Below are 25,039 nucleotides of genomic sequence, written 5' to 3'. Positions count from 1 at the left end.
TGGTTCGGTCATGCGTCGCTAGGCTTTGCCGCTGGGCGCCAGAGGGCTCAGGCAGCTGTATGCGGCAACATGCGTGAGGTTTACGGAGTATTCAGGTGCTGCAGCTCACGGCGCACCATGGCGGTATATTCGGGTGGGTTGAGGCGGTACAGCTCGGCCGCCACCCAGTCCAGCCAGCGCGCACCGAGGTTGGCGCGCTCTGCCAGTAGGCGCCGGGCTTCGACCTCGGCGCGGGCGGCATGTTGCTGGTGGAACTGGCTGCGGCTCACGCGCGGCGAATTAGCCGGCGAGGCCGACATAGACGTTCTGCACGTCGTCGTGGTTGTCGAGGGCTTCGAGGAACGCTTCGACTTCTTCCATCTGCGCGTCGCTCAGGCCGCTCACCGGGTTTTTCGGGATGTAGCCGATCTTCGCCGAGTTGACGGTGAAACCATGCTCCGGCAGGGCCTTGCACACGGCGTCGAGGTCGGTCATCTCGGTGATGAACAGGGTGTCGCCTTCCTCGGCCGGCTCGAAGTCCTGGGCACCGGCTTCGATGGCGGCCAACTCAGGATCGGCACCGCTATCGGTAGAGGCTTCGATCATGCCGACATGGCTGAAGTCCCAGCTCACCGAGCCGGATGCGCCCATTTGGCCCTTGCGGAACAGCACGCGGATTTCCGCCACAGTACGGTTCAGGTTGTCGGTCAGGCACTCGACGATCACCGGCACCTGGTGCGGGGCGAAGCCTTCGTAGGTGGTGCGCTCGAAGTTGACGGTCTCACCCAGCAGGCCGGCGCCTTTCTTGATCGCGCGCTCCAGGGTGTCCTTGGGCATCGAGGCTTTCTTGGCCGCGTGGACGGCGACGCGCAGCTTGGCATTGGTGTCCGGATCGGCGCCGTTACGGGCGGCGACCATGATCTCCTTGACCAGGCGACCGAAAATCTTGCCCCTGGCGTTGGCTGCGGCTTCTTTAGGTTTGGCTTTCCACTGTGCGCCCATGGCGGTGTTCTCGCGGGTTGCGTCTGACGGAGCCCCGTATGGCGGGGCGAACTGAAGGAGGCGATTCTAGCGACTTCGTCGCTAGACGGCGATGGTGAGCAGCGGCAGGTAGAACGCGATCATCACCAGCGCCAGGAATAGCCAAGTTAGCGCGGTGGCCAGGCTCAGGCCGATCGAAGACCAGCGCTGACGTAAGAACAGCCAGAGAGCAAGCCAGGTCATGTTGTAGGCAAGAAGACTGCCCAAGCAGATTCCCACACGTTGCGGATGGCCGACTACCCAGACGCTGAAGCCGGGCATGTCGGGCCCGAACATTGCGAACATCTCGGCGAAATGCGGCAGCGCCTGCCACTGCGCATAGGCTAGTGCTGTGGCGGCCAGCAGGAGTAGAAGCGAGAGGGCGACTTTCAGTTTCGAGCGGGGAGCTGGTGCGGCGCGGTCCATGCGGGCGTTTCCTGGCAGGGGAGGAGGGCGCGCAGTTTCGCCACTGGCCAGGCAAAAGAAAACCCCGTGCACGGCAGGCCGGCACGGGGTTGTTGGCTGATGGATCAGGCGGCGAAGCCGCCGTCGATCAGCAGGTTGGCGCCGGTGATGTAGCCAGCTTCCGGGCCGGCCAGGTAGGCGACGAAGCTGGCGATTTCCTCGACCTGGCCGTAGCGCCCTACGGCCATCATCGGTTTCAGCGAGGTGGCGAAGTCGGTGTTGTCCGGGTTCATGTCGGTGTCCACCGGGCCCGGCTGCACGTTGTTCACCGTGATGCCGCGCGGACCGAGATCGCGGGCCAGGCCCTTGGTCAGGCCGACCAGGGCTGACTTGCTCATGGCGTAGACGGCGCCGCCGGCGAAGGGCATGCGATCGGCATTGGTGCTGCCGATGCTGATGATGCGGCCGCCGTCGCCCATGTGCCGGGCGGCTTCCTGGCTGGCGATCACCACGCTGCGCACGTTGATGGCCAGAGTGCGGTCGAGGTCGTCGATGCTGAACTCCTCGATGGGGGCGATGGCCAGTACGCCGGCGTTGTTGACCAGGATGTCGAGGCGGCCGAAGGTGCGCACCGCTTCGCCGATGGCGCCGCGGATTTCCTGTTCGCTGGCGCTGTCGGCGCGGATCGCCAGGGCGCGGCCGCCGGCGGCTTCGACTTCGGCGACCAGCGCGTTGGCGCTGGCGACGGACTGGCTGTAAGTGAAGGCTACGGCGGCGCCGTCGCGGGCCAGGCGTTTGACGATGGCGGCGCCGATGCCGCGGGAACCGCCCTGGATGAAGGCGACTTTGTCTTGCAGGTTGAGAGTCTGGTTCATGGCTGTGTCTCCGAGTGAAGTGGGGTTGCTGGAGACGAGTATCTGCTGCGGATTGGATTATGATTAGTCGATATTTCTGCGTTTCTTTCGATACCAAAGGTTTATAGTCGGAGCATGGATACGCTCAATTGCATCGAATGTTTCGTTCGCAGCGCGGAGGCCGGCAGCTTTGCCGAGGCCGCGCGGCGCCTAGGTCTGACGCCGGCGGCGGTGGGCAAGAACGTGGCGCGCCTGGAGGCGGAGCTGAAGGTGCGGCTGTTCCAGCGCAGCACCCGCAGTCTGTCGCTGACCGAGGCCGGCGAGCGCTTCCTGAGCGAGTCGGCAGGCGGGTTGAACGACCTGAAGGCGGCCATGGCCAATCTGGCCAGCCGTCAGGGCCAGCCTGCCGGGGTATTGAAGGTGAGCATGGGCAATGCATTCGGCCGCTACTACGTGATGCCGCTGCTGCCGGAATTCCTTACCCGCTATCCCGGCGTGCAGCCGGATTTCCACTTCGACAACCGCCCGGTGGACCTGATTGCCGAAGGCTTCGACGCGGCTATCGGCGGCGGCTTCGAGCAGGCGCCGGGTGTGGTGGCGCGCGAACTGGCGCCGGCACACCGGGTGCTGCTGGCTTCCCCGGCCTACCTGGCCGAACGCGGCCAGCCGCGCGAACCGAGCGAGCTGGCAGAACACGACGGCATTCTGATCCGCGCTGCGCAGACCGGACGCATCCGCTCCATGCTGCTGCGCAATCGCGAGGGCCAGCAAGCCGGCATCGAGCTGCGCCCGCGGCTGGTCATGGGCGACCCGGAGGCGGCCTGCCAGGCCGCACTCATGCACCTCGGCATCTGCCTGGTGGCCATGCCCCACGCACTGCCGCACCTGCAGGCCGGCACCTTGCAGCGGGTGCTGCCGGACTGGTTCGTGGACACCGGCATCATCTCCATCCACTTCGCCGCGCAGAAACTGCTGCCGCACAAGACCCGGGTGTTCATCGACTTCCTGGTCGAGCAGTTCCGCGCCCAGGGGCTGAATCAGCGCTTCTCGGCGCGTTGACCCCTCAGGGTCGCGGCCCGCTCGGTTTGACGAACAGCAGGGTCATGCGGTCGGGCTCGCCGATCTTCTCGTACTTGCTGCGCTCCTCGGCGCCGCCCTTGAGGTGGGGCGGCAGGCTCCAGACGCCGTTGGGGTGGTCGCGGGTGTCGCGCGGGTTTGAGTGCATCTGTTCGATGGTGGCGAGGACGAAGCCGGCATCCTTGGCTCGGCCGATCACGTGGTCGGTGGGCAGGTAGCCGGTGCCCTTGGTCTGTTCCAGGGTGGCGTTCTTGGCCGCACGGTAGGCGGTGATGCCGAGTTTGCCGCCGGGTTTGAGCACCTGGTAGATGGCGCTGAACATCGCCTTCTCGCTGCCGGCCTCTTGCCAGTTGTGCAGGTCGTCGAAGCTCACCACCAGGTCGACCGACTCCGGCTCGCCCAGCTTGGGCGCCTGCGGGTCGAATTCGATGATGCGCGCCTTGTCGTAGCGCTTGGCGTCCTGCTCGAACTTGTTGCGCAGCGCGCTGGTGGCTTCGCGCTGCTCGGCATCGCCGCCGCTGGGCAATGCCGCACTGTACTGGCCTCGCTCGCGCAGCAGCGGGGCGAGGATCTCGCTGTACCAGCCATCGCCGGGGCCGACTTCGATCAGGGTCTGGGTCGGCGACAGGTCGAAGAAGCGCAAGGTTTCCATCGGTCGGCGATCTGGGTCGCGCAGGCGATGCTCGGGGGAACGCCAGTCGCCGGCCAGGATGGCGTGGTACTGGTCGTCCTTGATCTGGCCAGTGCTGTCGAGCGGTTCGTCGGCGGCGTACAGCGGGGCGCAGATGGCGAGTAGCAGGGCGGAGATGCAGGGCAGTCGGCGAGTCATGGAAGAGTCCTCGGCAAGGTACTTCCTAACTTGCGACCGGCGAAGCGGGCGGAACGCTCAACCAGTTTTCGCCCCGGCTGTGCCAAGCTGCTGCATCAGGCCATGTGCAAGGAGCCGCCATGCCCGCTTCGTTACGTCTGTTACCCCTGTGCCTGCTGGCCTGCGTTGCCCAGGCCACGCCCGAGCCCGAACCCGAGGAGGTACCGCTGTACCGCGAGATCAAGGACTGGGTGGTGGCCTGTGACAACCAGCGCAGTTGCCAGGCCATCAGTGCGGGGCAGACCAGCGACTACAGCGCGCTGCGCCTGCTGCTGCAGCGCAATGCCGGTCCGGCGGGCCAGCCGCGGCTGCGCCTGGTCTACGCCGGGCAGACTCAGTACTTCCCGCTGCTGGCGGACGAGCGGCCACTGCCCGATGCGCTGACCAATGCCCTGCAGCTGGTGCCGGCCGAGAACGAGCTGATTCTGCAAGCCCAAGGCGAGGCGGTACGCGGTCTGCTGGCCGAGCTGCGCAACGCCGATCGGCTGCGCATGGCGGTGGATGGCGACGAGGACGTGGCGGTGTCGCTGAGTGGCCTGTCCGCGGCGTTGCTGCTGATGGACTCGGTGCAGGACCGCCTGGGTACCCGTGGCGCGCTCTACCGTCCTGGCGCCCGTGCGGACGCCGAGGTGCCGCCGCCACCGCCTGTGGCGAAGCTGCCTGCCTATCCCGCAACCGCGCCTATGCCGGCCGAAGAGGCCGACCGCATCGTGCAGGCGGTATTGCAGGCGAACCGCGATCCGCAGCAGGAAGAGGAAATGGGCGAGGCTCCCGTGGGCGATGCCTTTGCCTTGAGCGCGAGCGAGGCGCTGGTGCTGGTGCGTACCTGGTGCGCGGCCTACAACTGCGAGTACTCGCTGTACCGGCTGCAGCGCAAGCCGCCCTACGAGGAAGTGGAGTTGCGCCTGGATCCGCTGCCGCTGCAGGGCAGCGAGCCGACCGGTTGGGTCGGTTACGATCCGCAGACGGGGATTCTGCAGTATCGGGTGAAGGCGCGGGGCGTGGGGGATTGCGGCGAGGCCGGCAGCTGGCGCTTCGATGGCGAGCGCTTCCGGGTGCAGTCGTATCAGCTGATGTCGCGCTGTGCGTCGGGCAACCCGGGCGAGTGGCCGACGTTGTGGAGGATGGCGGAGGACTAGCCTCCGCCGGATGCATCAGTCCTGACGCGCGGTGACTTCCACCAGGTGGAAGCCGAACTGGGTCTTGACCGGGCCCTGGACCTCGCCGACCGGGGCGCTGAACACCACCTGGTCGAACTCGCGAACCATCTGGCCGGGGCCGAAGGTGCCGAGGTTGCCGCCGTCGCGGCTGGACGGGCAGGTGGAGTTCTCCTTGGCCACCTGGGCGAAGTCGGCACCGCCTTCGATGGCGGCTTTCAGTTCATTGCACTTGGCTTCGCTGGAAACCAGGATGTGACGGGCAGTGGCGCGGGCCATGGGAATTACCTCCAGTTGAAGAGGCGCAGAGCCTAACGCAAACCGCCCCCGCATGGCACGCCTGGCGCCGCGCGGCGCCAGGTTGCCGAGCGCATCAGGCCATGCCTGGGCCGGGTTGCGGCTCCTCCACCGCCAGGTCGAAGAACGGATCGAGATCGGCCATCGGGCTGGCGGCGACGCGCTCCAGATGGCATGGGCGGGCGGGGTGCGGGCGCGGCGTGGCGAGCGGATCGTCGAGCAGTTCGCGCACCGCCTCCAGCACTTCCTCGCCGGCCACCGTTTCCTCTTCCAGCAGGCGCCGGGTGATGTGTTCCAGCGCCGGGCGCAGGCGTTGCAGCAGGGCCAGGCAATCGCGGTCGAGTTCCTGCAGCAACTGGTCGGCTGCCGCCAGCGCTTCGCGCGGGTCGCTGTCCAGATGCGCCTCGCGCACCGCCTGCAGGCTCAGCAGCGAGCCGTTCGGGCCCATGCCCAGGGCGGCGACCATGGACAGCGCCAGCTTGCTGGCCTCGTGCAGGTCCTGGCCGGCGCCGGAGGAAATCTCGGCGAAATGCAGGCGCTCGGCGCCGCGGCCGGCCAGCAGCATCTGGATGCGTGCGCGCAGCTCGGATTCCAGGTGCAGGCGCTTGTCCTCCACCGGGGTGACCAGGGTCACGCCCAGGGCCTGGCCGCGCGGCAGGATGGTGACCTTTTCCACCCGTCCACAGTTGAGCGCGGCGGCGACGATGGCGTGGCCGGCCTCGTGCACGGCGATGCGCGTGCGCTCGGCCTCCGACAGGGCGCTGACACCCAGCGGCTGCTCGCCGATGCGGCAGGTCTCCAGGGCGTCCACGCAGTGGCGCATGCTGACCTGGGCGGAGCGAGCGCGAGCGGCCAGCAAGGCGGCGTGGTTGACGATGTAGGCGATGGCTGCCGGGGTCAGGCCGACGCTGTTGCGCGCCAGCAGGGCATGGTCGATATCGTCGGCGGCCTTGACCTTGCCGGCATACAGGCGGAACAGCTGCTCGCGATCGGCCAGGCTGGGCAGGCCCACGGCGATGTTGCGGTCGAAGCGCCCCTCGCGCAGCAGGGCCGGGTCCAGCGAGTTGGGGAAGTTGGTGGCGCCGAGCACCAGCACGCCGCTGTCGGCGGCGAAACCGTCCATCTCGGTGAGGAACTGGTTGACGATGCGGTTGGCCTCGGCGTCGCTGGCGCGGCTCTGTTCGCCACGGCGGCCGATGCCGTCGATCTCGTCGATGAACACGATGCACGGCGCATGTTTGCGCGCAGTGCGGAACAGCGTCTTGACCTTGTGGATGCCGACGCCGAAGTACATCGACGAGAAGTCGCTGCCGGTGACCTGGATGAAGTGCGCGCCGCATTCGCCGGCCAGGGCCTTGGCCAGCTGGGTCTTGCCGGTGCCGGGCTCGCCAGTCAGCAGCACGCCCTTGGGCGGCCGCGCGCCAAGGGCGGCGAAGGCGGCCGGGTCGCGCAGGTAGCTGGTGACGTCCTGCAGGGCCTGCTTGGCCTCGCTGGCGCCGATCACGTCGGCGAAGCGGATGCCGGTGTTGTGCTTCAGCGCCTGCTGCGGGCGCAGCTTCCACACGCCGAACCCGGCGCCGAGCAATAGCAGCAGGATGAACGGCCACTGGCTCTGCAGTTCACGGTACCAGGGCGCCTCGCCGTCGGTATCGAACAGGCCGATGGGGAACAGCGCGGCGCCGCTGCCGTAGCCGCGCAGGATCATCTCGCCGACGCGCCCGGACTGGTCGGCCAGCCAGTAGCGCCGACCGTCATGGGTGGAGACGTACACCGCCTCGTCGCTCAGGGCGGCGCTAGCGATGCGTCCGCCACGCATGTCGCCGACCAGGGTGGAGAGGTCGCGGCGGTTGGCGGTCCAGGGCGCGGTGGAGCGCTGCAGTTCGCTGAGCATCACGGCCGAAATATCGCCCGGCGGCGGGGTGGTCGGGCGGATCGACTGCCAGTAGCCGACGGCGACCATGGCGAGCAGGGCGATACAGAGCGAAATACCACCGAGCAGGCGGCGGTGGCGGTGGACAAATCGTTTGGTCATGGCGATCCCGGAGTGCAGTCATACAGCGCCCACGAATGGGCAATCCAGGCGGCATCGAGCTCCGCTCGCGAGAGGCCGCTGCAATAGCAGCGATTCGGCACGCGAGCGGATTATCGGCATCGGCCACGGCGGTTTAAGCGATCAGGGACGAGCGGATATACCGCCGGTCGATCTAGCGAAGCGGCAGCGCGGCAAGCGCAGCGGCGCTACAACGGTCCCGGTTCGGGGATGGGGGCGGGCAGCGGGGCGACTTCCTCGAGGTTCTCCAGCACTTCCTCGGGTAGTTCCTCGGCGCTGGAGTCTGGCTCGGTTGCTGGGGTCGGTGTGGCTTCTTCGTCGGCCATGGCTTGGGCCTCGTTGAGTGGGCTACCTGGAATTGGGGTCCGCCTGGCGTTGGTAAGTTCCTCTGGAACGGGCTCAGAGTGCGTTCAGCGTTGCTTGTGTTGCAGTCAGAATGACAGCGAGGAGTCATATTGACTTCTATTCGATGTGTGTCATTTCAACTCTACTATTCTCAAGTGTATGAAATTATTGAGAAAAATACTGGCACGCTTCCTGATATATCCATGGCAAAGGGGACCTACCGCCCCCGCTCTCCAGGGAGACATCGCCATGATCGAGTTCCTCAGCTGCCCGAAAAACGTTCTGCGTGTATCCACTCAACTGCTGGTTGCCGGTTTGGTGATCCTGCTGGCAGGCATTGGCGCCGGCTACGGCATGGAGGGCCAGCTCAGCATTCCCGCGCTAGTGATCGCCCACTCCGGCGTGGTGATCGGCCCGACCATGCTGAAGATCGGCTATGTGATGCGCCTTATCGGCCAGCACTACATGCGCAAGGCTGGCTGGGAGGCGAACTGTGCAGTTGCTTGATCGCCACGCCGCCCTGGCCATCGCACCGCTCTGGCGCCTGGGATTCCGGCCCTTCTTCCTCGGGGGGGCGCTGTTTGCCCTGGTCGCCGTGGCCCTGTGGGGCGCGGCGCTGTCCGGCCACGCCGGCCTGCAACCGCTGGGTGGCCTGCTGGCCTGGCATCGCCACGAGATGCTGTTCGGCTTCGGCCTGGCGATCATCGCCGGCTTCCTGCTCACCGCCGTGCAGACCTGGACCGGGCTGCCCAGCCTGTCCGGGCGTCCGCTGATCGCGCTGTTCGCCTGTTGGGCGGTTGCGCGCCTGGCCTGGTTCCTGCCGCTGCCCATGCTGGTGCTGGCGGCTATCGAACTGGCCTTCGCCGTGGCCCTGCTGTGGGCCTTTGGCCGTCTGGTGTACAAGGCGCGGCAGAAGCACAACGCGCCCATCGTCCTGGTACTCGCACTGCTCGCCGCCTGTCAGGCCCTGACCCTGTATGGAGTGGCCCTGGGCGACGATGCCCTGCAACGTCGCGGCACCCTGGCTGCGCTGTGGCTGGTGGCGGCGCTGATGGGCATCATCGGTGGACGGGTGATTCCGTTTTTTACCCAGCGCGGTCTGGGCCTGGCCAGTCAGGTGTCAATGAGCCCCTGGCTGATGTGGAGTCTGCTCGGCGGTTCGCTGGCCATCGCCGCGCTCACCGCCGCCGGGCTGAACCTGCAGCCGCGGCCACTGCTGGCGCCGTTGTTCCTGTTGGTGACTGCTCTGCATGGCCTGCGCATTTGGCGCTGGTACGAACCGGGTATCTGGCGCGTGCCTCTGCTCTGGTCACTGCACCTGGCCTATGCATGGATGGCCGTGGCGGCGCTCGGCATGGCCCTGTGGCACCTGGGCCTGTTGCAGCAGCCGAGCCTGGCCAGCCATGCGCTGGCAGTGGGCGCCATGGGTGGATTGATCCTGGCCATGCTGGCGCGGGTCAGCCTCGGTCATACCGGCCGGCCTTTGACGCCACCGCCAGCCATCGCCTGGGCCTTCGCCCTGCTGCACGGGGCGACGCTCTGCCGTGTGCTGCTGGCTGGCTTCAGCGTCTACGGCCTCTGGCTGGCCGCCGCCGGCTGGTGCCTGGCGTTCGCCCTGTTCCTGCGTCACTACGCGGCGATGTTCTGGACGGCGCGGGTGGATGGCCATCCCGGCTGAGAACCGGCTTACGACCTGCTGCGCGTCGGCCAAACGGGGTTGAAAGCTCTCTCAGAATGCTTATTTACCTCTCGTAAACTCCGCTTCTCGATCTCTTTCGCCCCCGTTTGGCTCTAGCTCGCAATGTCATAAGTCGGTTCAGGCGGCAAGGCCTTGCCCGCGACGGCAAGGTCTTTCCTGTCCAGCGTGCGGGAAAATCAGTCGAAGCCAGTAAACATGGGGCCTGCAGCAGGCTGGCCCGCATCCTGCTAACGAAGGGGCGACGGACTTCAGCAGGGATCTGCCATGACCACCACCATCAGCAACAACTCGCCGCTGGCCAGCTACCTCGCCAGCGGTGGTAAAGCCGCCACCGCCGCCACGCCGGCCAGCCAGGAAAAGCCTGCCGAGAGCACCAAGGACCCGATTGCCGAGCTGCGCAGCCTGGCCCGGCAGATGGTCGCTCGCAGCGAGGGCGGCCTGTTGCGTGCGCTGCATGGCGGCAGCGGCCCGCAGCTGGCCAGCGATCGCGCCTCGCTGAACCCCAATCTGCAGGACGACAGCGCCCAGATCGCGCTGCCAGATGTCGCCGCGCTGGATCGCGAGGACGCCGCCAAGCTGCTGGCGCAAGTGAACAAGCTGATCGACGCCGGCCTGGGCGACAGCAAGGCCTTCACCGGCACCAACGGTGACAAGAGTACCGACTCGCTGACCACCTACCGCGACTGGTTGCAGGAGAAGGGCGGCATCAGCATCTACGTCTGATCGCCTGCAGCGTGTAGCTCAGCGGTACGCGCTCCCGCCCGCTGCGCAGTCGCCATTCACCGTCCTCGCCGAGGATCATCTGCCCGGGGCCTCCCAGGGGATGCTGTCGTGCTCCTCCAGCCCGCTGATGTCCAGGCCGTGGCGCAACAACGCCGAGATGATCTCGCCGAGCCCGTGGTTCCATTCGTGGGTAACGCTGGCGCTCAGCGTCTGTCGGTCTGCACATAGGTGCTGTGGTCGTCCCACACCATGGGCTGCGTCTGTTCGAAGTAGGGATGGCGGATCACCAACGGGTCCTGGCAGTCCTCGTCCAGGGAGAGCAGCAGCGGGTGGCCCTCGCGCAGGACAGGCGCCCGCCGGGCTTGAGCAGGGCAGCCACGTTGCGCGCCCAGTCGTCGATACGCGGCAGCCAGTTCAGCGCGCCGATGCCGGTGTAGACCAGATCGAAGCTGGCCCGCGGCAACGCCGTGGCGGCGTCGTAGACCGAGGACTCGACGTAGTCGATGGCGGTGCCGCAACGCGCCGCCAGGCGGCGCGCCTGCTGCAACGAGGCGGGGGAGAAGTCCAGGCCGCTCATGTGCGCGCCGAGGCGGGCCAGCGACAGGGTATCGGTGCCGATATGGCACTGCAGGTGCACCGCGCGCAGCCCGGCGATATCGCCCAGGCGCGGCAGATCGAAGCGCACCACGGCAGAGAGGTGCTCGGGAGTGGCGACGAAGGTCTCCGCCTCGTAGTCCGGCGAGGCAGCATGCAGGCCCGCCCGCTCGTTCCAGTTGGCCCTGTTCAGGTCGAGAGAGTTCGGCTCGAGGGAATCATCCATGGCGGCACTCCTTTGCTCGGGAACGCGACGGTAGCCGCCTGGTCTGCATCGGGGCAAGCCCGGCATTTCCTGCCGCCGCCATAAGCGGCATGATGAGGCCATAAGAACCTGGGGGAATCCAATGCACTCGATGTCGTCCGTACTGCGCTCCATCCTTCTGGCGCTCGGTCTGCTGGCCAGCACCGCACAGGCCGCCGACGAAGCCCAGTTGATCGAGGCGATCAACGCCTACCGCAGCCAGGTGCAGCGTTGCGCGGAGCAGGCGTCGCCGGAGCTGCCGCCGCTGACCGCGGATATCCGCCTGGTGCTGCCGGCTACCGGCGGGACCGATCTGCAGGACGCCCTGGCCCGCGCCGGTTACCCGATGGTCAACGTGCAGGCCATCACCCTGTCGGGCCCGCGCGATGCGGCCGCGGCCATGCAGGCGCTGCGCGAGAGCTTCTGCCAGGTGGTGCTCGACCCGCAGTTCGTCGATGTCGGCGTGAGCCGCGCCGACCGCGACTGGCGCATCGTGCTGGCGCGGCCGCTGCTGGGCGGACGCCTGGGCGACTGGCAGACCGAAGGCAAGAAGCTGCTGGCGGAGATCAACGTGGCCCGCGGCCAGGCGCGCAATTGTGGCGAGCAGCCCTTCGCCGCCGCCGCGCCGCTGGCCTGGAACGACGTGCTGGGCAGCACGGCCGAGGCGCATAGCCGGGCCATGGCCAACGGCAACTTTTTCGACCACCGCGACCGCGACGGCCGCACGCCCGGCGACCGCGCCGAACTGGCTGGTTACTCCGGCCAGCGCATCGGCGAGAACATCGCTGCCGGGCGCGATACCGCACGCAACGTGGTTGACGGCTGGCTGGCCAGTCCCGGCCACTGCGCGAACCTGATGAGCCCCGAACTCAGCGAGCTGGGCGCCGCCTACGCGGTAGACCCGAAGAGCGACGCCGGCATCTACTGGACGGCGCTGTTCGGCGCGCCTTGAGCCAGTAATCGCCTGGCGCTGGCCCGCCAGCGAGCCGTCACAGCGCCTTTACCACCTCGGCCAGGTGCTGCTCGTAGCGGGCAATGTCGCGCTCGATGTTCGGCATTTTCATCACGTCGGTGCTGAGGAAGGTCGGCAGGGCGCTCATGCCGAGGAACTGGTTGGCCTTGTGGAACGGGAAGTACACCGCGTCCACGCCCTTGGCCTCGAAGAAGTCGGTGGGGTCGTCGAAGGCCTGCTGCGGGGCATTCCAGGTCAGCGACAGCATGTACTTCTTGCCGTGGATCAGGCCGCCGCTGCCGTACTTCTGCGAGGCATCCGAGCGGGTGCGGCCGTCGTTGGCGTAGAGGCTGCCGTGGCCGGCGGTGAACACCTCGTCGAGGTACTTCTTAACGGTCCAGGGCGCGCCCATCCACCAGCCGGGCATCTGATAGATCACCAGGTCGGCCCAGAGGATCTTCTGCACCTCCTCTTCGGCATCGTAGCCGCCGTCGATAAAGGTGGTCTTCACGTCGAAGCCGGCGCGGTCGAGGTAGGCCACTGCCGCGTCATGCAGGGTGGCGTTGTAGCGGCCGTCGGAATGGGCGAACTGCTTGCCGCCGTTGAGGAGCAGGATCTTCTTCATGGGAGCCTCCGGGCATATCGAATGGCCGGCAGGTTACGCAGGCGCTCCCGTTGGAAACAGCCGCTACGGGGCAAATGATTGTTGCTGACAAGTCATGAATGCCAAGGACGCTATTGCGCTAGGGTGTGCCCACCACTCATCCCGGAGCGCACCATGTACGGCTTTATCCTTAACGCTTACACCAAGCCCGAACAGGCCGCGGCCTTCGAGCAGCTGTTCCGCGCCTATGTCGAGCCCAGCCGCGCCGAGGCCGGCTGCGTGCAGTACCACATGCTGCGCGATGCGGCCGATCCAACGCTGTTCATCTTCTTCGAGGTGTGGGCGTCGCGGGAGGCATTCGCAGAGCACACGGCCTTGCCGCATATGCGCGAGTTCAGCGAGCGGCGCATGGATTACCTGCGCCGCGACTTCGAGATCCGCGAGATCGAGATGCTCAGCGCCTAAGAACCTGTTTACGAGCTTCTGGACTAGAGCGAGACAAGGCCAAGGCGGCCCCGCAAAAACAGCCGAGGAAGCGGAGTTTACGAGCTGTAAATGAGCATTCCGAGACGCCGCGTCCCGGACTGTTTTTAACGCCGTATGGCCGACGGCCAGGAGATCGTAAATAGGTTCTAAGCCTTTTCCGGCGGTGTGGGTGCGTGCTTGCTCTTCGCCGCCTGCCTGGCGGCGATGCCCATCAGGCGCTGGAACTTGGGGCAGGCCAGGTGGTTCTCGGCCGGACAGACTGCGGCGTGGCGCAGGCCGTCGCGGATGGCGGACAGGCGTCTGATGGTCAGGTCCAGCTGATCGGCCTTGTCTTCCAGTAACTGCCGGTCGATGGCCGGGCCATTCTCGGCCGCCAGCATCTCGGCGATATCGTCCAGCGAGAACCCGGCGGTGCGGCCCAGGGCGATCAGCGACAGACGCTGCAGCACCGACTCGCCGAACACCCGTTTCAGGCCGTTGCGGCCGATGGAGCGGATCAGCCCCTTTTCCTCGTAGTAGCGCAGGGTTGAGGCCGGCAGACCGGACCAGCGCGCGACCTTGCCGATATCCATCTCTTTCATCACTTGACCTCAAGTCGACTTCAACTGGCAGCCTTGCTTTGCAGGCTTTTCAGACAGGGTAGATGGAGGTGGGTATGGCAGTCGAGATGATCGTGCAGGCAATCGTTCTGGGTATCGGCGCGACGCTGGTGATGGACCTGTGGGCGCTGGCGCGCAAACGCTTCTTCGGCGTGCCTGCGCTGGACTACGGACTGGTCGGACGTTGGCTGGGGCATATGCGCCACGGCCGCTTTCGCCACGCGGCCATCGGCAAGGCGCCGTCGGTACGCGGCGAGCGGCTGATGGGCTGGTTCTTTCACTATCTGACCGGGCTGGTCTTCGCCGGGGCGTTTCTGGCGCGGGTAGGCGGCGAATGGCTGCAGCGGCCGACGCTATGGCCGGCGCTGGCGTTCGGTGCGCTGACCGTGGCCGCGCCGCTGTTGCTGATGCAGCCGGCGTTCGGCATGGGCATCGCCGCCTCGCGTACGGCGAACCCCTGGCAGGTCCGCATGCGGGCGCTGCTCACCCATCTGGTATTTGGCGCTGGCCTGTACCTGGCGGGGTGGCTGCTAGTGCTGCTCTGACCAGGGTGTGGAAGCCTGGGCTCCGCTTGGTGGGTCGATGGAGCGTGACCCACCCTACTAAAGCGCCTGTGGTCAGTGGCTATAGCCGGTTGGCTTGTTGCGGATGGTCTTCAGCAGGTCTTCCGGGCTGATGCTGGCGACCATCTTGCTGTGGGCTGCGCTGCCCGGTTGTGGCTGGTGGAGGATATGGCCCTTCATCTTGCCGATGATGTGCATCTCGCACGGCTTGCAGTCGAACTTCAGGGTCAGCACCTCGTCGCCCTGGATCAGCTGCATCGGCTGCACCTTGGTACGCACGCCGGTGACGCCCTTGGCCTGCTTGGGGCAGAGGTTGAAGGAGAAGCGCAGGCAGTGCTTGGTGATCATCACCGGCACTTCGCCTTCTTCCTCGTGGGCCTCGTAGGCCGCGTCGATCAGCTGCACGCCGTGGCGGTGGTAGAAGTCGCGGGCCTTCTGGTTGTAGACGTTGGCCAGGAAGCTCAGGTGCGACTCCGGGTACACCGGCGGCGGGCTGGTCTCGGCCTTGCGGCTGCCGCGTGGGTGAGCGGCGACGCGCGCCTCGGTGAGCTTTTCGATGGCCTCGCGGCGCAGCGCCTTGAGCTGCGAGTTGGGCACGAAGAACGCCTGCGGGGCGTCCAGCGCCACGTCCAGCGCGTGATATTCGGTGGTGCCGAGCTGGGTCAGCAGGTCGCGCAGGCCGTCGAGCGCCTGCTCCGGCTTGTTGGCCACGCCAAACGGGCCGGGCAGCTCTGCCTGGGCGCTGATGCCTTCCTCGCTGGTGGCAGTGAGCTGCAGGCGTTCTTCACGCAGAACGGCCTTCCAGCTCACACCGATACGGCGCTCGGCGCTGGTCTTGAGCAGCGCCTGCTGCCAGTTGTGGTCGAGGTTGCGCGACAGCGGATGGTTGGGGCGCAAACGGAACAAGCCCTCGGGCATTTCATTGGGTTCGACGCGGTAGCGGTAGCGCTTCTCGCCGTCTTCCTCGAATTCGTTTTTCAGCTCGGCGATGTTGGCGCGGAAGCCCACCACCTCGCGCTTGACCAGCACGTTGAGGCCGTCGCCATTGGACAGCGGCTCATGAGTGACGGCGATCAGGTCGCGCTTGTTGACCTTCTCCACATTGCCCACGGCCAGGCCGGTGAAAGTCGGCGAGTCGAAGGCACCGATGTCGACCTTGCGGTCGGTGACGAAGTAGTCGGTGCTGCCGCGGTGGAAGGTCTTGTCCGGATCTGGCAGGAAGAAGTGCGCGGTGCGGCCGCTGGAGGCGCGTGCCAGGTCCGGGCGGTCTTCGAGGATCGCGTCGAGTTCCTTGCGGTAGTGGGCGGTGATGTTCTTCACGTAGCCCATGTCCTTGTAGCGCCCCTCGATCTTGAACGAGCGCACGCCGGCCTCGACCAGCGCGCGCAGGTTGGCGCTCTGGTTGTTGTCCTTCATCGATAGCAGGTGTTTTTCGAAGGCCACCACGCGGCCCTGGTCGTCCTTCAGGGTGTACGGCAGGCGACAGGCCTGCGAGCAGTCGCCACGGTTGGCGCTGCGCCCGGTCTGCGCGTGGGAGATGTTGCATTGGCCGGAGAAGGCCACGCACAGCGCGCCGTGGATGAAGAACTCGATGGAGGCTTCGGTGGCGTCGGCGATGGCGCGGATTTCCTGCAGATTCAGCTCGCGCGCCAGTACCAGTTGGGAGAAACCGGCCTGGTCGAGGAACTTGGCCCGGTCCAGCGTGCGGATGTCGGTCTGGGTGCTGGCATGCAGCTCGATCGGCGGAATATCCAGCTCCATCACGCCCATGTCCTGCACGATCAGCGCATCGACGCCGGCGTCGTACAGCTGGTGGATCAGCGTGCGCACCTGCTCCAGCTCGTCGTCGTGGAAGATGGTGTTGAGGGTGGTGAACACCCGCGCGTGGTAGCGGCGGGCGAACTTCACCAGCTCGGCGATATCGCTGACCTCGTTGCAGGCGTTGTGCCGCGCACCGAAGCTCGGCCCGCCGATGTACACGGCATCGGCCCCATGCAGGATGGCCTCCCGGGCGATGGTCACATCGCGGGCAGGGCTGAGCAGTTCCAGATGGTTCTTGGGCAGGGACATGGTGTTTCTTCTTTATCGGCGTGACACGGCAAGGCGCGCATTGTAGCGGGGCGAGGGGAGGGTGGCACCCCGAGGTGCCGGGTGGTTGCGGCGGGCGGCCCGTGGGGCGGGCCGGGAAAGCGGGGTTACTGCACGTTGCCGAGGCGCTGATCGGTGAACACGCACACTACGCCGGCGCGGTTGTGCATCACCTGGTGGTCGAAGTCGCAGTAGGCAGCGGCGACGCTCAGGGCCATCTGCTCGCTGATCAGCTGGCCGTCATCCGGGCGGAACCAGGCCATCTGCCCGGCCTTGCAGCGTTCGGCCTGAGGGTCGGTGTTGTAGATGCAGATCTTGCTCTGGGCTTCGTTCTGCTCCTGGTCGAAGCAGGCGCCGAGGGAGAGGGCGGCGGCGCTGAGCAGGCAGAGGCGGGCGAGGGTGTGCATGGTCGGATCCTGTGTTGACTGCAAAGAGGCGTTAGGGCTCCGTGGCAGAGGAAGGTTCCTCGTGCCCCGCGCCGCTTCGTTCAACTGTGAACCCTGCACGGGCCGGCGCCTCTGAGGCGTAATACGGAGGCATCAGCGGTGCCGCTCAGGGGATGTCGCCGCAGAAGATGTCCTGGTCACCGTCGGACGCTGACGTGCGCAGCACCAGCGCATGAGGCGCGGCGCGCAGCGTTGCCAGAGGTACCTTGGCGGTGCGCGACAGACGCCAGCCATCGGCCGAGCCCCTGTGCTGGGTCAGCAGCGTGTCGTTGAGCTCGTAGGCCGGTTGCGCGCCGAGCTGCTGGCAGCTGCCCGGGTAGATGAAGGCCAGCAGGCGTACCGGCAGTGTCACGCCGAAGGGCACGCCGCTGACGAAGGCCGACATGTCGGTCAGCTCACCGCGGGGCGAGAGAGTCGCCTGGCCGATTCGGCCAGAGTTCTTGGCGGTGCCGGCCAGCTTGACCTGGACATGGTCGCCGGAGCCACCGCCACTGGCGCAGCCGGCCAAGGAGAGGGCGAGCAACAGAGTGATGGTGATTCCGTGCATATGGGGCTCCTATGCGGTTCTGCGAACAGTCTAGTGCCCGGTGCTGATCAGTGCAGGCGCGTGCTGCGGCGTTCCTCGACCACCGTCTCGGCCTGGCGGGCCAGCTGATCGAGCAGGCGGTCACGCTGCTTCTCGGCGTCGCGCATGGCCCTCTGGCCGTGCTGTTTGACCAGGTAGGCGTGGATCTGCCCGACCTCCTTGGACTGGAAGATCGGCACCAGGTCCTGCACCGCGACCAGGCCGTCCGAGGCGTGGTCGCGGGTGTTCATCAGCACCTGCGGTCCGCGCGCGCCCAGCACCCGGAAGCCCATGGCTTCGAAGGTAGGCACGCGGCTGGCCACGCAGGCCAGGGCTGCGTGCGGGTGGAGCAGCTGTATCTGCTGCAGCATGGCGCGGGCGATACCCTGGCGGCGGTGGCTGGCCTGCACGGCCATATAGGCCAGGGTGCAGGCATCCGGATCATCCGCGCTGGGCAGGTAGAGGGCGAAGCCCAGCACCTGGGATGGGTCCTGGTCGTCGAGGGCGAGGATCAGCCGGGCGCTGCTCTCCGGCTCGCTGCCCATGGCCTGCAGGTACAGGTGCACCTCGAAGCCGATCACGTACTGGTACAGCTGGTACAGCGGATTGCTGGGCGTCAGCGGGGCGGGGCTGATGTCGCTGAAGTAGTCGACCACCATCTGCAGCACCTGGCTCTTCAGCGACTCGGGCGGCGGGTTGGTCAGGTGGGTGAGGGTGAACATCGGGAGGGGGGCTCCGGGCAGGTTCGATCGGCGGCATGGCATTGTAAGACCATGCCGACCGACTGGGTGCCCAGACTTAGCGCGCGGTGAGCAGACCCTGCTGCACGGCGTCTTCCAGGCTGCTGCGCGCGAGTTGCGTCAGTACGTTGTTCAGCGATTCGTTGAAAGGCAGGGCAAAGATCAGCAGCAGCTGCATCCAGGTGGTGGTGGTTTCCTCTTTTTCGACGCGGCCCAGCACCTTGCCTTGGCCATCCTTGAACACGGTTTCCATGGTCAGCGTGTTGTCGTACTTGCCCGGGATGACGAACAGGGTGAAGCCGGTGATGAAGGCACCGACCATGCTGCCGCGCTCGTGGTTGGTGATTTGCACGGTGGCGTAGATATCGGAGGTCTGCTGTTCGAGAGTGACTCGCTCGAACTGCTCGCTGCTCTGGTACTCCTTGAGCACGAACTCCGCCAGCTTGGCCTGGTTCAAGTTGGCACCGGTGGGATTGCCATTGAACAGGTGCTGGCCTTCCACCTTCAGGTAGAGGCTGGGCTTGTCGCTGCTGGTGGCTACTGGTGGCCACTGTTTGACCAGGGTCAGATCGTCATGGGAGTAGGTGGCGCAGCCGGTAAGGCTGAGCAACAGCGTGGCCAGTAGAAGGGTGAGAATCCGGTTCATTGAGTGCGTCCTTGAGGTTGGTTGGCCAGTTGCTGGAGGCTGTCCTGCAGCAGGTCTTCGACCAGTTCGTTGAGCTGGGTAGCGCCGAGGGCAAGGTTGAAGTAGTCGTCATCCCACAGCCCGGTGTTCTGCTTGAGCTGCAGCGTCTTCTGGCTGCTGGCGAGCGTTCTGCCCTGGGTGTCCTCGAAGGTCAGGGTGCCGCTCAGGTCGTACTTGTCGACATAGATCGGGCCGTTGAACCAGATCCAGCCGGTCAGGGTAAGGATGGCGCCGGGGAAATAGCCCGGATGTGGCGTGCGCTTGCCTTTCAGCGAATTGAATTCCAGCTTGAGCAGGACATCCTGCTCGCCGAGCGTGGCCGGGAAGCTGATTACTTCGCGGAAGTACTCGCCGCGCTCGATGCGTTTGTTCAGCTGTGCGGTGAACTGGCTGCCCAGGTTCTTGCGCACTTCGGCGTCGATGCTGCTGTCCGACACCACCACGCTATCGACCATCACGGCCTGTTGGCGGGGTGTGCTTGCTTTTTGTGCAGGTTCGCCGATGGGGCCGGCGGGATTGAAGGAGACGCAGCCGGTGAGGCTCAGGCTGAGCAGGGCTGCTGCAACGTAATGCAGGGTCTTCATTGAGCGTCCTTGTTCATGGAGGCGATGTGCCACTTTTTGGGCGGGCGCCATTCTAGCGATTGCGTGCGGGAAGGGAAGTTGTGTTTTGGGGGCGTAGCCGGCCTGCGGGGAAGTCTTGCTTGAACAACAGCATGTGTGGTGGAAAACAGGCGGCGTTTCCACCTAGAGAACGGGCTGCTTGCTGGGGGCGGCGTTGGCCGCCGTGACCGGCGGCTTCCGCATCAAGCAGCAGGTATCAGGCCGGCTCCGGCGTCCGCTGCGCCTGCAGCTCCCGCTGCAAATGCTCCACCAACGCATCGACCTGGCTCAGCGCCTGGGCCACCGACGCGGCCAGCAGCTCGCCGCCGACTTCCTGGCCCTCGATGGCGATCTGGTGCACGCGGGTGATGCCGATGAAGCCGAGGGCGGTGATCAGGCTGGACTCCAGATGGTTCATGTGCGCCATCGCACCGCCTGCGTCGAAGCCCACGCCGCCGCGGGCAGTGAGTATTACCGCGTGCCGGGGCCGGTCGGCCAGCAGCGGGATGTACGGATCGAGCGGTTTGCTGGCGTCGAACGCCACGGTGCGGTCGGTGCGCACGATCTGGTCGATCCACGCCTTGAGCGCGGCCGGCATGCTGAAGTTGTACAGCGGCGTGCCGATCACCAGCACGTCCGCCGCCAGCAGCTCGTCGATCAGCAGCTCGCTCTCCTGCAGCGTGTCGTGCATCCACGGTTCGCGCTGTTCATCCGCGGTGAAGGCGGCGGCGATCCAGTCGTGGTCGATGATGGTTGGCGGGTTCTGGCCGATGTCGCGGTAGGTGAGGCCGTCCTGCGCGCGGCGGGCCAGCCACTGGCTGACGAAACGCTGGCTCAGGTTACGGCTGTGCGAGCCGTGCAGATCCTTGCCGGCGAAGCTGGGGCGGGCGCTGGCATCCAGGTGCAGTATGTGCGGCATGTCGAGTCTCCTGCTTGAAGTTGTGCTCATCTGTATTTCGCAGCAGACTCAGGCTATGGCCGCCAGGTAGCGGCGACAAACGATGATTATTTTTCGCTACGCCTGAGGTGAATTCATCCATGAGTCAGCGCTGGTTACCCTCGCTCTCGGCCCTGCGCGCCTTCGAGGCCGCCGCTCGCCACGAGAGCGCCAAGCAGGCCGCGGAAGAACTGTCGGTGACCGCCACGGCGATCAGCCACCAGATTCGCGCCCTGGAAGAATCACTCGGCGTGGCGCTGTTCCTGCGCAAGCCGCGCCAGCTCGAACTGACCGCCCAGGGCCGCGAGCTACAGCAGACGCTGGAAGCCGCCTTCGACAGCATCAGCGCTACGGCCATGCGCCTCAACGCGCGGCCCTGCCGCCAGGCCATCACCCTCAGCACCACACCGGCGGTGGCGGTGCGCTGGTTGCTGTCCTGGGTCTGCCTGCTGCGCGAATCCCATCCGGATATCGACCTGCGCATCCACGCCTCGCACGAGCCGGTGGCGCTGGATGGCGTCACCGCGGACATCGCCATCCGCTACGGCGACGGTCGCTGGCCGGGGCTGGTGGCGGAGAAGCTGTTCGACAACACCTTCATCCCGACCTGCAGCCCGCGTCTCGGCCTGCAGGATGTGGCGGAGTTGCCCAGGCACACGCTGATCCACTTCCGTAACCAGGCCGTCGTCTCGTCGCCGCTGGATTGGGCGTTGTGGCAGAAGCAGGCCAAGGTGGCGGGGCTGGATGTCAGCGCCGGGCTGGTGTTCTCCGACGAGACCCACGCGATCTCGGCCGCCATCGGTGGGCAGGGGGTGGCGCTGATGAGCCGGCAGCTGATCGAAGATGAGCTGAGGGAAGGGCGGTTGATGCAGCCGTTCGGGCCGGAGGTGGAGGGTAAGCCGTTCTTTCTGGTGTACCCGGAGAGCCGGCGGGACGATCCGGCCATTCGGGCGGTGCGGGATTGGGTGATGGCCGTGCCGGGTGGGCTTTGCACGCTATAGGCCGGCCGTGCAGGACGGCTTCGCTGCCTTGCCGGCCACCCCAATCGCCCCGCGAAGCGGGTGAGCGAGCAAAAGAAATACGAAACGATTGAGGCCAAACGGGCTCCACTCTCCGTAACCCATCGGAAATGAGGTGCCACATGAGCAGCACGACAGACAAGATCAAAGGCAACGCCAACGAAGCCATCGGTAAAGTCAAAGAGGGTGTCGGCAAGGCTACCGATAACCCTCGTCTTGAGGGCGAGGGGGATGCTCAGCAGGTGAAGGGCAAAGTCCAGCAGGTCAAAGGCGACGTCAAGGACGCGATCAAAAAAGGCGTCGACAAGACCTGATAGCAAGGCTCTGGCACTTGGCAGCTGGAGTGTCGAGGGTTGCGTTCCCGCGCCCTGCGTGGGAATGCTCAGGCTTATCCGCCCTATAACTCGGCCCGCATTGGGGGAAAACCGCAAAGCGTTTTCCGCCGGGATTTCCAGGCTGCCTGCTAGACGGCATCGTTCGTCTTGCCAGTCGTTCGCTGGGCGGTTTAGCATCGCCCCGTCCACGCGGTTCCGCGTCGACCGTAAGCGTTCACGTCAACCAACGCGCCCCATCAACTCCGGCATTGCCGGGGCTGTTTGCCCATCGCTGGGCGAAAGGCGCCTTTGCTTGACCGGATCAGGAGATCACTCCATGAACGCTTCTACCAAGCCCACCATCGTCTTCGGCATTCCCAAGCTTCCCGCGCGTTATGGTGCATGGGTGATGCCGCTGCTGCTGTCCATCTTCATGACTTGCATCGTGTCCTTGATCAGTACGCTCAAGGGCATTGGCTGGTCGCCGCAGTTTGCGCTCAAGTGGCTTGCCGCCTGGGGGCTGTCGTGGGTGATTGCGTTTCCCGTGTTGTTGCTGGTGTTGCCGCTGGTGCGGAGGGCGACGATGGCGCTGGTTAGGGCTGGCTGACGGCGGTGTATTCAGGCCGAGATCGCTTTGGCGGCTCGGCCTGATTCTGGATTTTTCGTGCCGCTGCTAATTTCTTCGTTGGGTGATGCAGTGGTTCCGCCCTGCCGGGCGGGTCCCTTTTGGCAAACGCCCCAAAAGGAACCAAAAGGTCTTGCCCCCGCCATCCGGGTCTCGCTGCGCTCGACTTCCCTCACTCCATCGTTGCTCCAGGGGCCCGCCGCGAAGGGCCATCCGTGGCCCATCGCGGCTCTCGCGGCATCCATGCCGCTCAACCCCTTACGCAACGATTCCGTTCGGCCTTCTGAAGGGGGCGGGGAGTTGCCTGAGGGCGCGATGACGCTTCTGTAGGGTGTTACTCGCCCGAAGGGCAGTACACCGTTCCGGTGTGGTGGGCTGCCTGCGGCGAGACCACCCTACGAAAGCGAGTCTGCTAACTCCGGTCGGGCGCGCAGCGCTTAGGCGAACCATCAAGCAACTCGGAGCCCGAGTCCCCGTCAGGAGGCCGAGTGGAGGTGTTGCGCAGGGGGACGAGCCGCATGGATGCGGCGAGAGGCTTGAAGGGCCATGGATGGCCCTTGCAAGCCGGCCCCCGGAGCGGCACCGGAGGGAGGGAAGTCGAGCGCAGCGAGACCCGGATGTCGGGGTGCCCTTCTCTTTGGTTACTTTCTCTTGGGCACGCAAGAGAAAGTGACTCGCCGTAAGGGCGAAAGGGGAGGTTACGATCAGCATGTTGGTCTGGAAATAAATCAGATTTCTTTAGATTTATTAATTTCTTGCTGCCTCATAAATTATTTTGCTATTGCCTGGGCTCTTGAAAAGTACAGCAAGAAACTTCCCTTGGAACTTGTTGTTGATTTCGTCTGTGATCTTTTGATGTACGTCGCCTAGTATCGTGTGTAGGGCAGGCTCGTCAAAAGAAGATTTGAAGTCAGTGATTGTTTTCTTGAAATATTCTTTTCCAAGTTTGTTCATTGCTGCGGCAGCTATTATTCTGTTGCCATGAACTAGTGTGCCATAGGCGGAGCCGCTTTTTTTGGGAAGATCTTTTATCTTCTGTTTTATCCAGTTGTCAATAGATCGTAAGGTTGTAATGGTGTTAAAAGTATACGAGCCGTTTGTTTGCGGGTTGAAGATTGCTTTGTAAGGAGCCTTTGTTAGGTCAATAAAGAATCTGCCTGTGCCTGTTTTGGCTGCTACTGCAAGATTTGAGTCTCCTGAGGCGCAGGCTAAAGAAATGGTTGCTTCAATAAGCGTGCATGAAGTTTCAGTGATTGTTGATTCTTCCGAGTCTCTTATGAATTTGTACTCTATTCCCTCCATGTACATTTCTTTTTGGATTCGATGTTGCTCTGTGTCTTGTGCAACAAAGTCCCGCCCCTCGATGCGGTTTTGGAAGTTGTTGCTTCTGGTTATCGTGCTGCCAAAATCATCATGGGCGCCTTCTAATGATATGAAGCGCACGGAGACTCTAAGTCTTTCCAGTGCTGCGTCATCATCTATTTTGCTAAGTGTGCTTATTGTTTGTGCCCCGTTGACGACGGATGGGTTTGTTAGTTTGAAAGTCCCGTAAGTTTTTGTTGTGGTGTTGGCCGCGGCGCGATCTATGTTTGAGGCGGTAAATGTTACACCGTTATTGTAGTACCAGAAGAGATGCGGTTCTTCGAGTGCGGTTTTCCGGATTTTATTATTTACCTCGGTGTCGCCGAGGGCGCCTCTAATGTTGGCTGATATGATCCTGCCGTTTGTTCCTGACCAGATTTTTTTTAGCTGCAAACCATCAATGGTACCGTAGTAAGCAGTATTGGGAGTGTCAATTGAGTGCCAGTTTTCTATAGTCGCAGTGAACTCTACAGCGGCAGATAGATCTTTGGATAGGAAGTTATAGGTTTCAGAGAGTCCTATAACGACATGTGATGCTATGGCGCTGTCTACGCTATTTAGCTCGCTCTCTAGCCGCTCTAGTTTTTGTGTGCTGTGTTTTGCTAAGGTGCTCGATCCTGTTGTTGCTAGAACTATCTTTAACAGGACGCCGGGGGTGCTAATTTTTTCCCAAATCCCCTCGATTTTGGGATGAATTTCTTTTCTGAATGGTTCTTGGTTGTTTTCAATAATGTCTTTTATGCCATCTATAAAATTGCTAACGTCTTTTGCCTCGGGTTCTCCCGAGCCAGAGTTGATCCATTTAGCTTGGGCTAGGATCACTTCTTTTTCAGTCGGGTCGAAATAAATAGCATCAATGCCATTGTCGTCCCCGTCGTCTATTACTGCTTCGGCAGCTTCTTTAGGGGTGGCGTTGGTGTTTATTTGTACAGCAAGTGCCGCAAGGCATCTGCTTAATATTTTGTTTTCCCTATCTTTATCTTGTAAGCCGATATCGCTCAGATTGAGGTGGGGCTCATAAAGCTCTTTTATCTTCTTTTTGATCTGAGTTACTTGTAGAGACATATCTTTCTCAATATAAAAAAGCCCCGCACTAGGCGGGGCTTTTAGTTTCTCTCGCTACCCCGAACATCCGTACTC

Annotated in this window: 29 protein-coding genes and 1 pseudogene; 11 read left to right on the top strand and 19 right to left on the bottom strand. The window is 64.4% G+C overall.

Features of this window, described 5'->3' with window-relative positions; all coding sequences use genetic code 11:
- Nucleotides 1-80 precede the first annotated feature (80 nt).
- The 4 genes from IB232_RS05800 to IB232_RS05785 all read right to left on the bottom strand — a co-directional run bounded on the left by IB232_RS05800 (nucleotide 81) and on the right by IB232_RS05785 (nucleotide 2,279).
- Nucleotides 81-269: a hypothetical protein gene (locus tag IB232_RS05800; protein ID WP_192397593.1), complete on the bottom strand. Its 189-nt coding sequence runs from the start codon at nucleotides 267-269 to the stop codon at nucleotides 81-83.
- A gap of 10 nt (nucleotides 270-279) precedes the next feature.
- Nucleotides 280-981, bottom strand: coding sequence for a YebC/PmpR family DNA-binding transcriptional regulator (locus IB232_RS05795; protein ID WP_192397592.1), 702 nt, complete (start codon nucleotides 979-981; stop codon nucleotides 280-282).
- A gap of 81 nt (nucleotides 982-1,062) precedes the next feature.
- Entirely contained in the window at nucleotides 1,063-1,425 is a 363-nt protein-coding gene (locus IB232_RS05790; RefSeq protein WP_192397591.1) for a hypothetical protein, read from the bottom strand.
- Nucleotides 1,426-1,529: 104 nt separating this feature from the next.
- Nucleotides 1,530-2,279, bottom strand: a complete 750-nt coding sequence (locus IB232_RS05785) for a 3-oxoacyl-ACP reductase family protein (protein ID WP_192397590.1) — start codon at nucleotides 2,277-2,279, stop codon at nucleotides 1,530-1,532.
- Nucleotides 2,280-2,393: 114 nt separating this feature from the next.
- Here IB232_RS05785 and IB232_RS05780 point away from each other — a divergent pair, with 114 nt between their 5' ends.
- Nucleotides 2,394-3,317, top strand: a complete 924-nt coding sequence (locus tag IB232_RS05780; RefSeq protein ID WP_192397589.1) for a LysR family transcriptional regulator — start codon at nucleotides 2,394-2,396, stop codon at nucleotides 3,315-3,317.
- 4 nt (nucleotides 3,318-3,321) lie between these two features.
- On the opposite strand, the gene IB232_RS05775 is transcribed toward IB232_RS05780, so the two are convergent.
- Nucleotides 3,322-4,164: a class I SAM-dependent methyltransferase gene (locus tag IB232_RS05775; RefSeq protein ID WP_192397588.1), complete on the bottom strand. Its 843-nt coding sequence runs from the start codon at nucleotides 4,162-4,164 to the stop codon at nucleotides 3,322-3,324.
- A gap of 119 nt (nucleotides 4,165-4,283) precedes the next feature.
- Between IB232_RS05775 and IB232_RS05770 the strand changes: the two genes are divergently transcribed.
- The gene (locus IB232_RS05770) at nucleotides 4,284-5,342 is read left to right on the top strand and encodes a DUF1176 domain-containing protein (RefSeq protein WP_192397587.1); all 1,059 of its coding nucleotides are present in this window, start codon (nucleotides 4,284-4,286) and stop codon (nucleotides 5,340-5,342) included.
- Between the two features lie 15 nt (nucleotides 5,343-5,357).
- Here the strand turns inward: IB232_RS05770 and IB232_RS05765 are convergent, their stop codons facing one another.
- From IB232_RS05765 to IB232_RS05755, 3 genes are all read right to left on the bottom strand, one after another.
- A complete protein-coding gene (locus IB232_RS05765) occupies nucleotides 5,358-5,639 on the bottom strand; it encodes a peptidylprolyl isomerase (RefSeq protein ID WP_192397586.1) in 282 nt (93 codons plus the stop codon).
- 94 nt (nucleotides 5,640-5,733) lie between these two features.
- A complete protein-coding gene (locus tag IB232_RS05760) occupies nucleotides 5,734-7,689 on the bottom strand; it encodes an AAA family ATPase (protein WP_192397585.1) in 1,956 nt (651 codons plus the stop codon).
- Between the two features lie 206 nt (nucleotides 7,690-7,895).
- Nucleotides 7,896-8,033, bottom strand: a complete 138-nt coding sequence (locus IB232_RS05755) for a hypothetical protein (RefSeq protein WP_192397994.1) — start codon at nucleotides 8,031-8,033, stop codon at nucleotides 7,896-7,898.
- Nucleotides 8,034-8,301: 268 nt separating this feature from the next.
- Here IB232_RS05755 and IB232_RS05750 point away from each other — a divergent pair, with 268 nt between their 5' ends.
- The 3 genes from IB232_RS05750 (at nucleotide 8,302) to IB232_RS05740 (ending at nucleotide 10,474) form a co-directional block, all read left to right on the top strand.
- Nucleotides 8,302-8,559 (top strand): transmembrane sensor/regulator PpyR, encoded by a 258-nt coding sequence (locus tag IB232_RS05750; RefSeq protein WP_192397584.1) that lies wholly within the window; start codon nucleotides 8,302-8,304, stop codon nucleotides 8,557-8,559.
- Complete coding sequence (locus IB232_RS05745; RefSeq protein WP_192397583.1) at nucleotides 8,546-9,730, top strand: NnrS family protein; 1,185 nt, start codon at nucleotides 8,546-8,548, stop codon at nucleotides 9,728-9,730. The genes IB232_RS05750 and IB232_RS05745 overlap by 14 nt, the downstream gene beginning before the upstream one ends.
- A 285-nt stretch (nucleotides 9,731-10,015) precedes the next feature.
- Nucleotides 10,016-10,474 (top strand): hypothetical protein, encoded by a 459-nt coding sequence (locus tag IB232_RS05740; protein WP_192397582.1) that lies wholly within the window; start codon nucleotides 10,016-10,018, stop codon nucleotides 10,472-10,474.
- Here the strand turns inward: IB232_RS05740 and IB232_RS05735 are convergent.
- A pseudogene (locus IB232_RS05735) lies at nucleotides 10,458-11,294 on the bottom strand (class I SAM-dependent methyltransferase). The gene IB232_RS05740 and the pseudogene IB232_RS05735 overlap by 17 nt on opposite strands.
- Before the next feature lie 130 nt (nucleotides 11,295-11,424).
- On the opposite strand from IB232_RS05735, the gene IB232_RS05730 reads away from it, so the two are divergent.
- Nucleotides 11,425-12,264 (top strand): CAP domain-containing protein, encoded by an 840-nt coding sequence (locus IB232_RS05730; protein WP_412547710.1) that lies wholly within the window; start codon nucleotides 11,425-11,427, stop codon nucleotides 12,262-12,264.
- A 37-nt stretch (nucleotides 12,265-12,301) separates the two neighbouring features.
- Here the strand turns inward: IB232_RS05730 and IB232_RS05725 are convergent, their stop codons facing one another.
- Nucleotides 12,302-12,889: an NAD(P)H-dependent oxidoreductase gene (locus IB232_RS05725; RefSeq protein WP_192397580.1), complete on the bottom strand. Its 588-nt coding sequence runs from the start codon at nucleotides 12,887-12,889 to the stop codon at nucleotides 12,302-12,304.
- Between the two features lie 153 nt (nucleotides 12,890-13,042).
- On the opposite strand from IB232_RS05725, the gene IB232_RS05720 reads away from it, so the two are divergent.
- Complete coding sequence (locus IB232_RS05720; protein WP_192397579.1) at nucleotides 13,043-13,333, top strand: putative quinol monooxygenase; 291 nt, start codon at nucleotides 13,043-13,045, stop codon at nucleotides 13,331-13,333.
- A gap of 167 nt (nucleotides 13,334-13,500) precedes the next feature.
- On the opposite strand, the gene IB232_RS05715 is transcribed toward IB232_RS05720, so the two are convergent.
- Nucleotides 13,501-13,935: a helix-turn-helix domain-containing protein gene (locus IB232_RS05715; protein ID WP_192397578.1), complete on the bottom strand. Its 435-nt coding sequence runs from the start codon at nucleotides 13,933-13,935 to the stop codon at nucleotides 13,501-13,503.
- A gap of 74 nt (nucleotides 13,936-14,009) precedes the next feature.
- Here IB232_RS05715 and IB232_RS05710 point away from each other — a divergent pair, with 74 nt between their 5' ends.
- Nucleotides 14,010-14,498, top strand: a complete 489-nt coding sequence (locus IB232_RS05710) for a DUF2938 domain-containing protein (protein ID WP_192397577.1) — start codon at nucleotides 14,010-14,012, stop codon at nucleotides 14,496-14,498.
- Nucleotides 14,499-14,570: 72 nt separating this feature from the next.
- Here the strand turns inward: IB232_RS05710 and IB232_RS05705 are convergent, their stop codons facing one another.
- The 7 genes from IB232_RS05705 to IB232_RS05675 all read right to left on the bottom strand — a co-directional run bounded on the left by IB232_RS05705 (nucleotide 14,571) and on the right by IB232_RS05675 (nucleotide 20,561).
- A complete protein-coding gene (locus tag IB232_RS05705) occupies nucleotides 14,571-16,586 on the bottom strand; it encodes a peptidase U32 family protein (protein WP_192397576.1) in 2,016 nt (671 codons plus the stop codon).
- Nucleotides 16,587-16,711: 125 nt separating this feature from the next.
- On the bottom strand, nucleotides 16,712-17,011 hold the full coding sequence (locus IB232_RS05700) for a hypothetical protein (RefSeq protein WP_192397575.1): 300 nt from the start codon (nucleotides 17,009-17,011) through the stop codon (nucleotides 16,712-16,714).
- Nucleotides 17,012-17,156: 145 nt separating this feature from the next.
- Nucleotides 17,157-17,597 carry a hypothetical protein gene (locus IB232_RS05695; RefSeq protein ID WP_192397574.1) on the bottom strand — a complete coding sequence of 147 codons (441 nt, stop codon included), beginning with the start codon at nucleotides 17,595-17,597 and terminating at the stop codon, nucleotides 17,157-17,159.
- Nucleotides 17,598-17,644: 47 nt separating this feature from the next.
- Nucleotides 17,645-18,337, bottom strand: a complete 693-nt coding sequence (locus tag IB232_RS05690) for a GNAT family N-acetyltransferase (RefSeq protein WP_192397573.1) — start codon at nucleotides 18,335-18,337, stop codon at nucleotides 17,645-17,647.
- 76 nt (nucleotides 18,338-18,413) lie between these two features.
- Nucleotides 18,414-19,001, bottom strand: coding sequence for a hypothetical protein (locus tag IB232_RS05685; protein WP_192397572.1), 588 nt, complete (start codon nucleotides 18,999-19,001; stop codon nucleotides 18,414-18,416).
- Nucleotides 18,998-19,624, bottom strand: a complete 627-nt coding sequence (locus IB232_RS05680; protein WP_192397571.1) for a hypothetical protein — start codon at nucleotides 19,622-19,624, stop codon at nucleotides 18,998-19,000. Before IB232_RS05680 ends, IB232_RS05685 begins: the two co-directional genes overlap by 4 nt.
- A gap of 235 nt (nucleotides 19,625-19,859) precedes the next feature.
- Entirely contained in the window at nucleotides 19,860-20,561 is a 702-nt protein-coding gene (locus IB232_RS05675; RefSeq protein WP_192397570.1) for an FMN-dependent NADH-azoreductase, read from the bottom strand.
- A 119-nt stretch (nucleotides 20,562-20,680) separates the two neighbouring features.
- On the opposite strand from IB232_RS05675, the gene IB232_RS05670 reads away from it, so the two are divergent.
- The 3 genes from IB232_RS05670 to IB232_RS05660 all read left to right on the top strand — a co-directional run bounded on the left by IB232_RS05670 (nucleotide 20,681) and on the right by IB232_RS05660 (nucleotide 22,519).
- Nucleotides 20,681-21,580, top strand: coding sequence for a LysR substrate-binding domain-containing protein (locus tag IB232_RS05670; protein ID WP_192397569.1), 900 nt, complete (start codon nucleotides 20,681-20,683; stop codon nucleotides 21,578-21,580).
- A 140-nt stretch (nucleotides 21,581-21,720) separates the two neighbouring features.
- On the top strand, nucleotides 21,721-21,912 hold the full coding sequence (locus IB232_RS05665) for a CsbD family protein (RefSeq protein WP_192397568.1): 192 nt from the start codon (nucleotides 21,721-21,723) through the stop codon (nucleotides 21,910-21,912).
- Nucleotides 21,913-22,249: 337 nt separating this feature from the next.
- The gene (locus tag IB232_RS05660; protein WP_192397567.1) at nucleotides 22,250-22,519 is read left to right on the top strand and encodes a DUF2798 domain-containing protein; all 270 of its coding nucleotides are present in this window, start codon (nucleotides 22,250-22,252) and stop codon (nucleotides 22,517-22,519) included.
- Between the two features lie 765 nt (nucleotides 22,520-23,284).
- On the opposite strand, the gene IB232_RS05655 is transcribed toward IB232_RS05660, so the two are convergent.
- Entirely contained in the window at nucleotides 23,285-24,964 is a 1,680-nt protein-coding gene (locus IB232_RS05655; RefSeq protein ID WP_192397566.1) for an AIPR family protein, read from the bottom strand.
- Nucleotides 24,965-25,039 lie beyond the last annotated feature (75 nt).

The organism is Pseudomonas sp. PDM15 (assembly GCF_014851565.1).
GTDB lineage: Bacteria > Pseudomonadota > Gammaproteobacteria > Pseudomonadales > Pseudomonadaceae > Aquipseudomonas.
This window is presented reverse-complemented; position numbering and strand designations above follow the sequence as displayed.